Source organism: Polymorphospora sp. NPDC051019 (assembly GCF_040683055.1).
Classification (GTDB): Bacteria; Actinomycetota; Actinomycetes; order Mycobacteriales; family Micromonosporaceae; genus Polymorphospora; species Polymorphospora lycopeni.
Genome location: NZ_JBFBCH010000016.1, coordinates 1 through 13,901, shown reverse-complemented (window position 1 = coordinate 13,901; position 13,901 = coordinate 1). Strand labels below are relative to the sequence as shown.

The 13,901-nt window shown below is 73.1% G+C and carries 11 protein-coding genes; 7 read left to right on the top strand and 4 right to left on the bottom strand.

Going from position 1 to position 13,901, the window contains the following annotated elements; genetic code table 11:
• Positions 1-158: 158 nt before the first annotated feature.
• The gene (locus tag AB0M79_RS24830) at positions 159-1,670 is read right to left on the bottom strand and encodes a class I SAM-dependent methyltransferase (protein ID WP_364217842.1); all 1,512 of its coding nucleotides are present in this window, start codon (positions 1,668-1,670) and stop codon (positions 159-161) included.
• Positions 1,671-1,720: 50 nt separating this feature from the next.
• Here AB0M79_RS24830 and AB0M79_RS24825 point away from each other — a divergent pair, with 50 nt between their 5' ends.
• The 3 genes from AB0M79_RS24825 to AB0M79_RS24815 all read left to right on the top strand — a co-directional run bounded on the left by AB0M79_RS24825 (position 1,721) and on the right by AB0M79_RS24815 (position 4,853).
• A complete protein-coding gene (locus tag AB0M79_RS24825) occupies positions 1,721-2,950 on the top strand; it encodes a hypothetical protein (protein WP_364217840.1) in 1,230 nt (409 codons plus the stop codon).
• Between the two features lie 142 nt (positions 2,951-3,092).
• A complete protein-coding gene (locus tag AB0M79_RS24820; RefSeq protein WP_364217838.1) occupies positions 3,093-4,043 on the top strand; it encodes a biliverdin-producing heme oxygenase in 951 nt (316 codons plus the stop codon).
• 126 nt (positions 4,044-4,169) lie between these two features.
• Positions 4,170-4,853, top strand: a complete 684-nt coding sequence (locus AB0M79_RS24815) for a response regulator transcription factor (RefSeq protein ID WP_364217836.1) — start codon at positions 4,170-4,172, stop codon at positions 4,851-4,853.
• Positions 4,854-4,863: 10 nt separating this feature from the next.
• Here AB0M79_RS24815 and AB0M79_RS24810 read toward each other — a convergent pair whose 3' ends face one another.
• A complete protein-coding gene (locus tag AB0M79_RS24810; RefSeq protein WP_364217834.1) occupies positions 4,864-6,159 on the bottom strand; it encodes an MFS transporter in 1,296 nt (431 codons plus the stop codon).
• A 71-nt stretch (positions 6,160-6,230) separates the two neighbouring features.
• On the opposite strand from AB0M79_RS24810, the gene AB0M79_RS24805 reads away from it, so the two are divergent.
• On the top strand, positions 6,231-7,313 hold the full coding sequence (locus AB0M79_RS24805; protein WP_364217832.1) for a DJ-1/PfpI family protein: 1,083 nt from the start codon (positions 6,231-6,233) through the stop codon (positions 7,311-7,313).
• A gap of 18 nt (positions 7,314-7,331) precedes the next feature.
• Here AB0M79_RS24805 and AB0M79_RS24800 read toward each other — a convergent pair whose 3' ends face one another.
• A complete protein-coding gene (locus AB0M79_RS24800; protein ID WP_364217830.1) occupies positions 7,332-9,284 on the bottom strand; it encodes a hypothetical protein in 1,953 nt (650 codons plus the stop codon).
• A 3-nt stretch (positions 9,285-9,287) separates the two neighbouring features.
• A complete protein-coding gene (locus tag AB0M79_RS24795; RefSeq protein WP_364217828.1) occupies positions 9,288-10,730 on the bottom strand; it encodes a sigma 54-interacting transcriptional regulator in 1,443 nt (480 codons plus the stop codon).
• A 76-nt stretch (positions 10,731-10,806) separates the two neighbouring features.
• Between AB0M79_RS24795 and AB0M79_RS24790 the strand changes: the two genes are divergently transcribed.
• The 3 genes from AB0M79_RS24790 (at position 10,807) to AB0M79_RS24780 (ending at position 13,802) form a co-directional block, all read left to right on the top strand.
• Positions 10,807-11,565, top strand: coding sequence for a class I SAM-dependent methyltransferase (locus AB0M79_RS24790; RefSeq protein ID WP_357533594.1), 759 nt, complete (start codon positions 10,807-10,809; stop codon positions 11,563-11,565).
• Between the two features lie 63 nt (positions 11,566-11,628).
• Positions 11,629-12,645: a mechanosensitive ion channel domain-containing protein gene (locus tag AB0M79_RS24785; protein WP_364217826.1), complete on the top strand. Its 1,017-nt coding sequence runs from the start codon at positions 11,629-11,631 to the stop codon at positions 12,643-12,645.
• A gap of 59 nt (positions 12,646-12,704) precedes the next feature.
• Positions 12,705-13,802 carry an L-dopachrome tautomerase-related protein gene (locus AB0M79_RS24780; RefSeq protein ID WP_364217824.1) on the top strand — a complete coding sequence of 366 codons (1,098 nt, stop codon included), beginning with the start codon at positions 12,705-12,707 and terminating at the stop codon, positions 13,800-13,802.
• Positions 13,803-13,901 lie beyond the last annotated feature (99 nt).

Here is a 13,901-nt window from a genome sequence, read left to right as displayed (position 1 = left end):
GCGTATGGCTCAGCACTGGCGGACCGCCGCGACCACGTCTACCCGGAGTGCGACCAACCTATCCACGGCGGAAGCATTCATGGGGGTTGCGCTGGTGGAACTGTCAAAAATTCGCCCCATCTTGATTTATCGGCGGGATTCGGTACGGCACCGTCCGCTCACGTGTTCAGCGGGCGGCGGGCGACCGACAGGACATGGGTCACCGGCCACCCGATCGGATCACCGTCGGGCGTGGACAGAGCCGCGACCGGAGCGAGCCGGTTGGTCACGATCCAGTCGTTGCGGTACGCCCCGCTGGCCGCGTCGACCTCGAAGCCGACGTCGGCGAGCAACGCCTTCCAGTCGGCGTACTCCAGTCCACAGAACTGCTCCCGGGTCTCCGACAGCCAGTTGTCGGTGTAGTCCTTGCGGGTCAGGAAGTCCATCGCGGCGCCGAACGCCAACTCGACCGTGTCCGGTTCGCCGTCGACCGGGCGGTGGTCGAACGGGAAGCGGTAGTCCACCGCGAACTGGTCCAGCCGGGCCCGGGTGGACAGGCCGCCGACGTACGTGGCGACCTCCGGGGCGGGCAGCGCCGCCAGGTCGGTGCGGGGCCGCGCCGGGTTGGCACCGTCCGAGGTGGACAACCGCAGCCGGACCGGGCGGTCGCGGCCGTCCGGTCCGCACACGTCGCTGTTGATCCACACCCCGCCCGGCACCGTGTGGTCGTAGATCGCCCGCACGAAGCGGCGCAACGACGCCATCCGGTCGCCGTACGACCAGATCTCGTGGGTGAGCGCGAACGTCATCGTGGTGTCGACCGACCGCGGCGCGAACACCGCCCCGCCGAGGACGTTGCGCCGGTAGAAGAACACGTTGGGGTTGGCGAAAAAGCCCTGCGCCTTCTTGTGCACGCACTCCTCGAACAGGTGCCGGGCCACCTCCACGCCGATCAGGTCGCTCTCCCGCAGCGCCGGCTCCCGGTCGGCGAGTTCGAGCACCGCGCCGGCGCCGCAACCGATGTCGACGATCCGGCCCGGCCGTACGTGGTCGCGGACCGCGGCCCACTTGCGCTGCGCCGCGTCGGCGAACGCCTCGGCGTACGTCCGGTAGTCGCGGGTCGCGGTCAGCCCGCCCTCGTCGCCGACGACCGGATCGTTGACGACGGCGCGTACGAGTTCGTCGAGCTGGTAGCGGTCGAAGACGTCGACGGACGCCGGGTGGGCCAGCTCGCGCCACGTCGGGTCGCCCGCGGCCAGCCGCAGCAGCACGTCCCACGGCCGGTCCGGCGCGGGCTCGACATCGGCCTCCACACCGGCGATCGGGAAGCCGAGCCGGGCGTACATCGCGGCCACCTCCGGGGTCGAGCAGGCCACCACGGTGTCGTCCGGGGTCAGCGTGAGGCCGGTGACGGCCTCGACGTTCTTGCACGTGACCTCGGCGAACCGGTCCGTCGCCGCGGTGTCGAAGACCGGCACGACAACCGACCGCAGCCCGGCGAGCACACTGAACCGCTCGATCGCCGCCTCCCGCCGGTGGAACGGGATCGGATTACGTTTCGTGTTCTCGTGGTTCGCGGACGTGACAGCCCAGACCACCGTGCGGTCGGCGCCGGCCAGCCGGCTCAGATATTCGGCCTGGAATCGGGTCAGGAGGTGGTGACGACCGGGAAAGAGCAGGTAGCGCGGCATTCGTCGTTCATAGCCGACAGCGGTTTGCGACCCTCTGGCAGGGTGGCGACGTGCAGATCGACCTCGCTGAACCCGACGTACTGCTGGCCCGCTGGGGCGCGATCGCCTCGGCTCTGACCACGCTCGGTCACGACGATGTGTGGTGGATCGACGGCGGCACCGCGCACCGCGACGACCACGGCGGCAACTGGGGCCGCCTGGTGCCGGTCGAGGGCGGCCGGGCGGTGCTCTACGGGTTCGACCACGAGTACTCCGCGACGGTCGACGCCAGCCCCCCGATCGATCTGCTCGCCGGAGGGCCGGTCTGGCTGCCCTGGGCCGACCTGGTCCGCGCCGTCGAGGACGAGCAGTTGGGGTTCGTCTACTGGTACGACGGCGGGTGGTCGCGGGTGCCGTACCCCGACGGGCTCGCCGACGGGCTGGCGGCGGCGCTACCGGCGGTGCTGAGCGCGGACCGGGCCCACCGGGCCCTGTGCGAGGTGGTCTTCGGCTGGGCGCGCCACAAGCCGGACGATGCCGCGGAGCGGGCCGCGGTCGCCGATGCCGCGACGCGGCTGCTCGACGCCGCGGCGACCCGTACGGTCGACGCCGGCGCGCTGGAGCGACTGGTCGGCCGGATCGGCGGCCTCCCGGTCGACCTCGGCGCCGGGGTCGCGGCGGCGGCCGGGTTCGGGCTGGTTCCGGGCAGTGTGGCACCGACCGTGCCGGCCGGGAGCGGGGAGCCACCCCGCCGGGTCCGGCTGCTCAGCGACGACGAACGGCAGGACCTGGTGTGGGCGGCGATGCGGGCCACCGCCGAGCTGCCCCGGCCGGCCCCGGCGCCGACCGCCGAACTGGCCGCCCTGGTCGGGTGGGCCCGGTCCCGGGCCCGCCCCGACGGCCGGTGCTCGCTGCGGTTCGAGGTGCTGGACCACGCACAGCGCTTCGGTCCCGGCGAGGCACCGCCGGTCGAGCGTCCGGACGACGACCGGTGGGCGGTGGCCCGGGAGGCGGCCGACCTGGCGAGGAAACTGTGGGAGGCCGAGGCCGACCCGGCGCACGGCCACTGGATCTTCCTGCGGCTGGAGGTCTCGGCCGACGACCACACCGTCGAGCGGCACTACGACTCCTGGCCGGGCTGGATGAGGTCCGACGGCATCACCGGACCGTGGCTGGACGACCTGCGGATCGAGATGGACCGCCGGGCCCCGCGGTTCCGGCCGGCGTGGGCGGTGCTGCTCGATCCGGAGGTGGCCTACACCGGGGTGCCGGAGCCGTTCCGGACGCTCAAGGTCGACTGACCGCCGGCCGCCGCCGCTGCGACCGGTGCCGCGGCCCCTTGGTGTGCCGCTGGTGGTGTGTCAGGCTCCGAGGACGCGGGATCCGCCACCCGCGGACCAGGCCCGTCGCCGGCCCGGCGGCGCCCCACCCGGAGGAAGGTCCATGAGCGAGCGAAGCGAGTCGTACTCCGCGCGACTGCGGTCGGCCACCCGGCAGGACCACGAGGCCGCCGAGTCGGAACGCTATGTCACCGCCCTCACCGCCGGCGAGCTGAGCCGGGCCGCGTACGCCGATCTGGTCGCCCAGCACTACTTCATCTACGAGGTGCTGGAGGAGGCCGCCGCCGCGATGGCCGGCGACCCGGTCGCGGGTGGTTTCGTCGACGACGCGCTCACCCGGCTGCCGTCGCTCGTGGCCGACCTGGAGTTCCTGTTCGGCGCGGGCTGGCCGGACCGGATCGCGCCGAATCCGGCGACGGCGGCGTACGCGCAGCGGATGCGGGAGGTCTGCCACACCTGGCCGGCCGGGTTCGTCGCCCACCACTACACCCGGTACCTGGGCGACCTGTCCGGCGGGTTGTTCGTCGGCCGGGCGGTCGCGCAGGCGTACGGGCTGGGCGACGACGGCGGCGTGGAGTTCTACCGCTTCCCGGCCATCGACGACCCCCGGGCCTACAAGGACGCCTACCGCCGCCGGCTCGACGCGATGCCGATCCCGGAGGCCGAGTTCGACCGGCTGATCCGGGAGGTGGTGCTGGCGTACCGGCACAACACGGCCGTGCTGGCTGAGCTTGGCCGTACGGTCGATCCGTTCCCGGCGGAGGTGGTGGCCGCGATCAGCCGGCACATGAACGACGACCACCCCGCCGACTCGCTGCTGATCTGCCGGGCGCTGGGCGGCCGGCCGACCGCCACCGCCGCTCGGATGGCGGGCATGGACGCCGACGGGATCGACTTCGTCGCCACCGTCGACGGGGAGCCGGTGCCGGTACGGGTCCCGTTCGGCGAGCGGTTGACGCAACGCCCGCAGGTCCGCAAGGAGGTGGTGCGGATGTACCACGAATCGTGCGCGGCGCTCGGGGTGCCGCCCCGGCCGGCCGCGACGCACGGCTGAGACGGCCGCGCCGCCACCAGCCCGACCCATTCACGTGACGACCTGACTGTAACGCAAGCGTGACAGAATGGGATTCCCGGAGTTAGTCTGCTCAATGTCGTCGGCAGGCTCTGAAGGGGTGGCGCAATGCCAACTGTCGTCCTCGGCGTCAAGGCAGCCGGCACCGCCGACCGCATCAACGCCTACGCAATGCGACTCGGGATCTCGTCGGTGCTCACCGCGCGGGTCACCGGCCGGGAACCGTTCGGTGCCCCGGACGAAGGGGTCGACCTCGTCGTCCTCGACGCCACCGCGCTCGGCGACAACCGTCGGGCCGCCCTGCGCCGGATCGCCTTCCAGCTCCCGACCGCCCGGATCCTGGTCTGCGAGTCGGGACGGCCGGGCGCGATACCGGTGTCCCCGATGCCGATCCGGGTGCAGGGCGTCGACTACGACGGCCTGGCGGCACTGGCCAACCTCCTGCTCGTCTTCTGCGCCAGCGAGGCGCCGGCCGACCACCCGCGCGCCAACGGGCTGACGCCGCTGCTCGCCCGCCGGGCGACGAACGGCGGCGACCACTACGCCTCCCGGGCAACGATCCCCACCCAGCGCTGCAACACCGCCGAACCCGGCCAGTCCCGGCTGACCGACCGCGAGGTGCAGGTGGTCCGGCTGATCGCGGACGGCCGGTCCAACCTGCAGATCGCCCGCGACCTCAACCTGTCGAGCGAGACGGTCAAGACCCACGTACGGCGGATCCTGCGCAAGCTCCGCGCCGACGACCGCGCCCACGCGGTCGCCAACGCGTTCCGGGCCAAGCTGCTGACCTGAGCCGGCCGGCTCAGGTCAGCGCGTCCGACTTCGGCAGGACCGCGACCTCGGGCCGCCCGCCCCCGTCGGACCGCCGGCGGCGCAGCATCATCGACAGCACCGCCGCACCGATCGACAACCCGCCGGCGACGTACCAGGCCAGCACGTACGTGCCGAGCTGGTCGCGGACCAGACCGGCGGCGGTGGCGGCGAAGCCCGCACCGAGCTGGTGCGACGCGAAGACCCAGCCGAAGACGACCGCACCCGCGTCGCCGAAGTACTCCCGGCACAGCGCGACCGTCGGTGGCACCGTCGCCACCCAGTCGAGCCCGTAGAAGATGATGAACACCAGCATGCTCGGCCCGGCGGTCTCGGCGAACAGGCTCGGCAGCACCAGCAGGGAGAGCCCGCGCAGCCCGTAGTAGACGGCGAGCAGCACCCGGGGGTCGACCCGGTCGGTGAGCCAGCCGGAGGCGATCGTGCCGGCGATGTCGAAGAGGCCGACCAGGGCCAGCAGCCCGGCTGCGGTCGTCTGCGGCATGCCGTGGTCGTGCGCCGCCGGGATGAAATGGGTGCCGACCAGCCCGTTCGTGGTCGCGCCGCAGATCGCGAAGCCGGCGGCGAGCAGCCAGAACGCCCGGGTGCGGGCGGCGGCGGCCAGGGCGCCGACCGCCCGCGCCGCCGCCCCGCCGACCGGGGCCGGCGGCGGCACGACCTCGGTGCCGCCGTACGGCGGCAGGCCGAGGTCCGCCGGGTGGTCGCGCAGCAGCCACACCACCACGGGTACGACCGCGAGCGCCGCCCCGGCCACGATCAGCGCCGCCACCCGCCACCCGTACGCCTGCACCACGTTCGCCAGCACCGGCAGGAAGACGAGCTGGCCGGCCGCCCCACCGGCGGTCAGCACCCCGGTGACCAGCCCACGCCGCTTCACGAACCACCGGCCGGTGACGGTGGCCACGAACGCCAGGGCCATCGAGCCGGTGCCGAGGCCGACGAGCACGCCCCAGCAGAGAACGAGCTGCCAGCTCGCCGTCATGAAGACGGTCAGGCCGCTGCCGGCGGCCACCATCAGCAACGCGTACGAGACCACCCGCCGGATGCCGAACCGGTCCATCAGGGCGGCGGCGAACGGCGCGGTCAGGCCGTACAGCAGCAGATTGATCGAGACTGCCGCCGAGATGGTCGCCAGCGGCCAGCGGAACTCGGCGTGCAGCGGGTGCAGCAGGACGGCCGGGGTGGCCCGGAAACCGGCCGCGCCGACCAGCGCGACGAAGGCGACCACCGCGACGATCCAGGCGGGGTGCACAAGACGGGTACGACTCACCGGGCAAGTCTTGGCCGGGCTGGAGGTCCGGCGACAGTGGCCGGGAAGCCATCATGCGCAATAATCAGGCCATGACAGCGGCGAACGGAAAACGGCGGGGCGGATCGGGTCCGGCACGGCCGGCGGACGGCACCGGCACCGACCCGCACCGGATCGTCGTGCTCGCCCTCGACGAGGTGGTCGGCCTCGACCTCGGCACCCCCGCCCAGGTCTTCTGCACCGCCCGGACCCCGACCGGCGGCGACGACCTCTACACCGTCACCACCTGCACCAAGGACGCCGCACCGGTACGCAGCACCGCCGGCTACCGGGTGCTGCCCGACCACGGGCTGGCCGCCCTCACCACCGCGCAGACCGTCGTCGTCCCCGGCATCCACGGCGGGCCGCCGCTCACCGACGGCGCCCTCGACCCCGAACTGACCGACGCGCTACGGGCCGCACACGAACGCGGCGCCCGCATCATGTCGATCTGCACCGGCGCCTTCGTGCTCGCCGCCGCCGGACTGCTCGACGGCCGGCCGGCGACCACGCACTGGGCGTACGCGGCCCGGTTCCGCAACCACTTCCCGTCCGTACGACTCGACCCCGAGGTCCTCTTCGTCGACGACGGCGACATCCTCACCTCGGCCGGGGTCGCCGCCGGCATCGACCTGTGCCTGCACATCATCCGCACCGACCACGGCAGCGAGGTGGCGAACCGGTCGGCCCGGCGCTGCGTGATGCCGCCGTGGCGGGACGGCGGCCAGGCGCAGTACATCGAGCGGCCGGTGCCGGCCGGCGACGACACCACGACCGCGCCGACCAGGACCTGGCTGCTGCAACGCCTCGACGACCCGCCCACCCTGCGGGCGATGGCGGCGCACGCCAACATGAGCGTACGCACGTTCACCCGCCGGTTCCGGGAGGAGACCGGGGTCAGCCCGGCCCGCTGGCTGCTGCGGCACCGCACCGACCACGCCCGGCTGCTGCTGGAGACGACCGAGCTGAGCGTCGACCAGGTCGCCCGGCAGGCCGGGTTCGGTACCGCGACCTCACTGCGCCAGCACCTGCACGGGTCGATCGGGGTCGCCCCGACGGCATACCGCCGCACCTTCCGCCCACCGGGCAGCCCACGGCCGGACCCCACCCCCGACGCCGTCTCCCCCACCGCCTGAGAACCGGCGCGCCGCCGGTCAGCGGGCGCGGCGGCCGCGGCGGGCGCGCAGGTAGTCGGAAACCACGTACCGGCCGAGGTCGTCGGCGTCCGGGGTGAAGACCCGGCCGCCGCTGCGCCGGGCCACCGCGTCGACGAAGCGGCGCAGACCCGGGTCCTCGCCGAGCATGAAGAGGTTGAGCGTCGCCCCGAACCGGGTCAGCTCGTCCACCTCGACCACGGTCGCCTGCACCGTCTCCAGCGTCGGCGGCCACGAGAACACCGCCTCGCCGTCCTCGATGTGGGCGGTCGGCTCGCCGTCGGTGACCACCAGCACGACCGGCTCGGCACCGGGGTGCCGGCGCAGGTGCCGGCCGGCCAGCTTCAGCGCGTGTTGCAGGTTGGTGCCCTGCACGAGGTCGGGTTCGACGGCGGCCAACTGCTCCCGGGACAACGGCAACGCGTGCCGGCCGAAGCCGACGATCTGCAGCGCGTCCTGCGGGAACCGGGTCGCGACCAGGTGCGACAGGGCCAGTGCGGTCTGTTTCATCGGGCCCCACCGGCCCTCGGAGATCATCGAGAACGACAGGTCGACGCAGAGTGCCACCGCCGCCGACGCGCGGCGCTCGGTCTCCACCACCTCGAAGTCGTCGACCTCCAGCCGGACCGGCACCGCCGCCCCGCGCCGCAGCGCGTTGGAGACGGTACGTACGACGTCGAGCGGCTGCTCGTCGCCGTACGCCCAGGGCCTGGACGCGCCGGTGACCTCGCCGGCCGCTCCGGCGTCGCGCAGGTCGTGCTGGCCGCGGCGGCGGCCGGACAGGTCGTCGAAGACGCGGCGCAGCGCGGTCCCGCCGAGCCGGCGCAGCGCCTTCGGGCTGAGGGTGAGCCCGTCGCCGTCGCGGGTGACCCAGCCCTGCCGGCGCAGTTCGCGTTCGAGTTCCCGCAGCCGGCCTACGTCGTCGGCCGCCTCCCGGCCGAGCGACCGCTGCACCGCCTCGACGTCGATGTCGTCGAGCGTCGCCCCGGGATGCTCCTGGCCCAGTTGGTCGAGCAGGTCGTCGAGTTCGCCGATCTCCTCCAGCGCGCCGGCCGCGGCGCCGTAGCCGAGGTCTTCCCGGCCCCGGACCCGCTCGGCGCGGTCCCAGCCGAGGTCCGGCCGCAGCGTGCGCAGGCTGGCGGTCAGGTCGCGCATCCGGTCGGCGAGCGCCCCGTCGCCGAACGCCTGGTCCATCAGCCGGGACAGTTCCTCGCGCTGCTGCGGTGACAGCGACCGCATCAGCCGCTCGCCGGCGGCGGCCCGGCGGGCGAGCGCGTCGACGAGTTCGTCGACCGAGCCGGGTTTCTCCGGGAAGAAGTCGCCGTGCCGGCGCATGAACTCGGTGAACGCGTCGGTGGTGTCCGCACCGCGGGCGTGCCGGTCGAGCAGCGCGTTGAGGTCGGTGAGCATCTCTTCGAGGCGGCGCCGGGCGGCGGGGTCCGGGTCGCGCAGCGCGTCGCGGATGCCCGCGAACCGCTGTTCGAGTACGTCGCCCCGGAGCCCGTCGAGGATCTGCTGGTAGAGCCCGCGGGCCTCGTCGCTGCTCCACCGGTAGTCGGCGAGTTCCTCGACGGCCCGGGCGGTGGACCGGGGCAGGTTGTCGAGTCGCGCCTGCGCGAACCGGGCGTCGTCGTCGTCGCGTCCGGCGAGTTCGTCGCGTTCGGCGGCGAGTGCCTGGTCGAGCAGGGCCTGGGCGCGGGTGACGGCGCCGTCGAGGTTGCCCCGGCGCATCGCCTCGCGGCGCAGCCGCCGGGCCCGGGCGGTCAGGTCGTCGAGGCCGCCCCGCCCCTGCGGCCCACGGCGCAGCAGGTCCCGCAGCGCCTGGCGCAGGCTGCCGCCGGCCAGCACCTCGGCGCCGACCTGGTCGACCGCGGCGCGTACGTCGTACGGCGGGGCGAGCGGATCGGGTCCGCCACGCCAGGAGCCGTACCGGTAACGGTTGCCGCCGGTCACGGCTCAGCCCCGCCCCTGGTCGCGTACGCCGTAGCGGGTGCGGCCGTCGTCGGTCAGGTCCTTGGCCAGCCGGCGGGTCAGGTGCAGCCCTTCGAGGGCGAACTCGATCCCGGCGGCGGCCTCGCCGGGGGTGGGCGCGTCGCCGAGCCCGAGCCGGTCGAGCACCTTGGCCAGCCCCGGTACGGTGCCGACCTGGCGCAGCAGTTCGTCGGCGGCGACGAGTTCCCCGGTCTCGACGACGTCGCCCCGCGCGACGAGGTCGGTGAAGCCGGACAGGTCGAGGCCGGCCAGCCGGGCCCGGAACGTCTCGGCGGTGGCGGTACGCAGCAGGTGGGCCAGGATCTCGATCTCCCGCCCCTCTTCCCCGCTCTCGAACTCGACCTTGCCGCGCAGCGTGCTGGTGACCGAGACGGCGTCGCCGACCCGGGCGACGGGTTCGGTTTCGCCGAGCAGGCCGGCGCGGCGCAGCGCCGAGGCGGCGACGGTCTCGGCGGCCGCGATGGCGAAGCGGGCCGAGACCCCGGAGCGGGCGTCGACCGAGGGCGACTCGCGGACCGCCCGGGCGAACCGCGCGAGCACCTCGAGGACGTGCTCCGGTACGGCGGCGGCCAGGTCGGCCTCCTGCCGGATCAGGTCGAGTTCGAGGTCGAGGTCGAGCGGGTAGTGGGTGCGGACCTCGGCGCCGAACCGGTCCTTGAGCGGGGTGATGATCCGCCCGCGGTTGGTGTAGTCCTCGGGGTTGGCGCTGGCGACCAGGAGCAGGTCGAGCGGCAGCCGGAGCTGGTAGCCGCGGACCTGGATGTCGCGTTCCTCGAGCACGTTGAGCAGCGACACCTGGATGCGCTCGGCCAGGTCGGGCAGCTCGTTGACGGCGAAGATGCCGCGGTTGGTGCGCGGCACGAGTCCGAAGTGGATGGTTTCCGGGTCGCCGAGGGTGCGGCCCTGCGCGACCCGGATCGGGTCGACGTCGCCGATCAGGTCGCCGACGCTGGTGTCCGGGGTGGCGAGCTTCTCGCCGTACCGCATCGAGCGGTGCAGCCAGCCGACCGGCAGGTCGTCGCCGGCCCGCGTGGCCAGCGCCCGGGCGGTGGGGGTGACCGGGTGCAGCGGGTGCTCGTTGAGTTCCGATCCGGCGATCACCGGGGTCCACTCGTCGAGCAGACCGACCAGGCTGCGCAGCAGCCGGGTCTTGCCCTGGCCGCGCTCGCCGAGCAGGACCAGGTCGTGGCCGGCGAGCAGGGCCCGTTCGACCTCGGGGAGCACGGTGTCGTCGTAGCCGACGACGCCGGGGAAGCGCGGCTCGCCGGAGCGCATCCGGGCCAGCAGGTTCTCCCGTACCTCCTGCTTGACGGTGCGGTAAGAGTGCCCGGCGGCACGCAGTTCGCCCACGGTGCGGGGCAGGTCGGCGGGCGGGGTGGGCAGGACCGTGTCGGTGTCTCCAGTCACCCCCGAAACGCTAGCGCGGTGCGACTTAGAGTGCCCGCACTCGACAGCGAATCGGCACGTAACTAGCCTACCGCTTATGACTCCTTACAAGATCGATGCTGCGGCGTGGCAGGAGAGCTGGGACCGGCAGCAGGAGGCCTACCTGCCGGACCGCGAGGAACGCTTCGCGGCGCTGCTCGACACCGTCGAGGCGACCAGCCTCGGCCAGGCCCCGACCGTGCTCGACCTGGCCGGCGGCACCGGCTCGATCTCGCTGCGTACGCTGCGCCGGTTCCCGCACGCGACCACGACCCTGCTCGATGTCGACCCGGTGCTGCTCACCATCGCCCGGGAGTCGCTCGACGACCGGTCGACGGTGGTCACCGCGGACCTGCGTACGCCGGACTGGGCGACGGCGCTGCCGCACCGTGACTACGACGCGGTGCTGACCGCGACCGCCCTGCACTGGATCGCCCCGGACCGGCTGGCCGCGCTCTACGCCGAGATCCGGGAGGTGCTCCGCCCCGGCGGGGTCTTCATCAACGTCGACCACATGCCCGACGACGGGCTGCCGGAACTGACCGTCCTGCTCGGCAACCGGGAACGGACCCGGCGCGAGGCCCGCTACGCCGCCGGCGCGGTGCTGTCGTGGGAGGCGTGGTGGGACCACGTCGCCAAGGACCCGGAACTCGGCCCGCTGCTGGAGGAACGGCGAAAGGTCTTCGCCGACCGGCACACGACCGAGTCCGACCCGACACTCTCCTGGCATCTCGACGCACTGCGCGCCGCCGGCTTCCGCGAGGCCGGCATCGTCTGGCGGGGCGCCCGCGACGCCGCCGTCACCGGCCTCCGCTGACCTTCCCGGTCCGGCCGCCCGGCGCACGTTAGAGGCGGCCGGACCCGGGAAAGCGGGCCGGCGATGAAGGCGTTCCTGGTCGTGGCCACGGCTATCGCCGGCGCCTGCCTCGTCGCCTGGCTGACCGGGATGGCGGTGCGGTGGATCGCCCGGCGCCGCTACGAGCCGTTCCTGATGAAGTTCCACCGGGCCTGCTTCTGGCCGTGGGCGACGATGCTGGTCTTCGGCACGCTGTACTACGTACTGCCGGCCACCGGCATCTCCTCCGGCAAACTGGCCGGCTACCGGCACGGGGTGCAGATCGGGCTGATCGCCGCGACCGGGTGGCTGCTGATCAAATACCTGTTCGTCGCCGAAGACGTCGCGTTCCGGCGACTGCCGGTCAACGTCGCGAACAACCGGCGGGTACGCCGGGCCCGTACCCAGATCGGGCTGATGCGCCGGATGACCGCGCTGGTCATCACGATCCTGACCATCGGCACCGCCGCGATGACCTTCGGCCCGCTACGGGCGTTCGGGGCGTCGGTGCTCGCGTCGGCGGGTGTCGCCGGCGTGATCCTCGGTTTCGCCGCGCACACCACGCTCGGCAACGCGGTCGCCGGTCTGCAACTGGCGTTCACCGACGCCCTGCGCATCGACGACGTCGTCGTCGTGGAGTGCGAGTGGGGCCGGGTCGAGGAGATCAAGCTCACCCACGTCGTCGTACGGCTCTGGGACGAGCGCCGCCTCATGCTGCCGACCAGCTACTTCACCAACAAACCGTTCCAGAACTGGACCCGGCACGAGGCCCGGGTGCTGGCCGCCGTCACCCTGCACCTCGACTTCACCGCACACATCGACGAGATCCGGGCCGAGACGCACCGGCTGCTCGAGCAGACCCCGCTGTGGGACCAGTCCGAATGGGTGCTCCAGGTGGTCGACGGCAGCGACACGTCGATCTGCATCCGGGTCCTGGCCTCGGCCAGCGACGGGCCGAGCGCCTGGGACCTGCGCTGCGAACTGCGCGAAAAGCTCATCCGGTACCTGCGGGAGAAGCACCCCGAGTGGCTGCCGCGCCTGCGCAGCGAGTTCAAGCCCTGACCGGGTTCACCCGCCCGCCGGGCGGGTAGGCAGCCGGACCGGGTGAAGGAAGGGGAAGGATGAGCGTCCCACTGACCACCGAGAATCCCGTGGTGCCCCTGGAACTGGTCGCCACCTTCAGCGGGGCGATGCCGGCCGGGGTGGCGGTGTCCCGTGCCGGACGCATCTTCGTCAACTTCCCACAGTGGGACGAGCAGGCACCCGCCACCGTCACCGAACTACGAAACCGGCACTGCGAGCCGTACCCGGACCGGCGGTGGAACTCCCCCGGCACCGACGACGACCCGCGCGGCTTCGTCTCGGCGCAGAGCGTCGTCGTCGACACCGCCGACCGGCTGTGGATCCTCGACTCCGGCAGCCCGATGTTCCGGCCGGTGGTCACCGGTGGGCCGAAGCTCGTCTGCGTCGACCTGACCGACGACACCGTCGTGGAGACGATCGTCCTGGGGCCGGAGGTGGCCCCACCGACGGCGTACCTGGGCGACGTACGGATCGACCTGCGACGTGGTTCCGGCGGCCTGGCGTTCGTCACCGACGCCACCGACAAGGGGCCCAACGCGATCGTGGTCGTCGACCTGGTCAGCGGGGCCGCCTGGCGGCGGCTGGAGGGTCACCCGTCGACCCGGGCCGAGGGGCCGCGCACGTTCCGGCCGGTCGTGGAGGGCCGGCCGTTCGTGGAGCGGCCGGTCGACGGGCCGGCCCGACCGGTCGCGGTCGGCGCGGACGGGCTGGCGATCTCGCCCGACGGCAGCCGGCTCTACTACTGCCCGCTGGCGTCCCGGCACCTCTACAGCGTCTCGATCGACGCACTCGCCGACCCCACACTCGACGACGCGTCGGTGGCGGCGACGGTCGTCGACGAGGGCGACAAGGGCAGCGGTGCCGCCGGACTGGAGACCGACCACCTGGGACGGGTCTACCTGACCGCGTACGAACACGACGCGGTGCTGCGCCGACGCACCGACGGCGAATACGAGACGGTCGCCCACGATCCCCGCCTGCTGTGGCCGGACGCCATGTCGGTGAGCAGCGACGGCTACCTCTACGTCACCGCGAACCAACTGCACCGGCAGGCCAGGTTCCAGTTGGGCCAGGACCTGCGGCGCAAGCCGTACGCGCTGTTCCGGCTGCCGATCGACGGCCGGCCGGCGGGCTGACACACGAACGTGGGCGCCTCCCTGAACAGGGAGGCGCCCACGTCGTGGCGTTGTCTTACTTGTTGGTGATGTCGGTGATGATGTCGGCGGCCATCTTCT

What these genes read in the sequence shown, in the direction of transcription:
- AB0M79_RS24780 (WP_364217824.1), top strand. Translation starts at nt 12,705, where the DNA reads ATGAGCGTCCCACTGACCACCGAGAATCCCGTGGTGCCCCTGGAACTG.
- AB0M79_RS24785 (WP_364217826.1), top strand. Translation starts at nt 11,629, where the DNA reads ATGAAGGCGTTCCTGGTCGTGGCCACGGCTATCGCCGGCGCCTGCCTC.
- AB0M79_RS24820 (WP_364217838.1), top strand. Translation starts at nt 3,093, where the DNA reads ATGAGCGAGCGAAGCGAGTCGTACTCCGCGCGACTGCGGTCGGCCACC.
- AB0M79_RS24815 (WP_364217836.1), top strand. Translation starts at nt 4,170, where the DNA reads ATGCCAACTGTCGTCCTCGGCGTCAAGGCAGCCGGCACCGCCGACCGC.
- AB0M79_RS24805 (WP_364217832.1), top strand. Translation starts at nt 6,231, where the DNA reads ATGACAGCGGCGAACGGAAAACGGCGGGGCGGATCGGGTCCGGCACGG.
- AB0M79_RS24830 (WP_364217842.1), bottom strand. Translation starts at nt 1,670, where the DNA reads ATGCCGCGCTACCTGCTCTTTCCCGGTCGTCACCACCTCCTGACCCGA.
- AB0M79_RS24790 (WP_357533594.1), top strand. Translation starts at nt 10,807, where the DNA reads ATGACTCCTTACAAGATCGATGCTGCGGCGTGGCAGGAGAGCTGGGAC.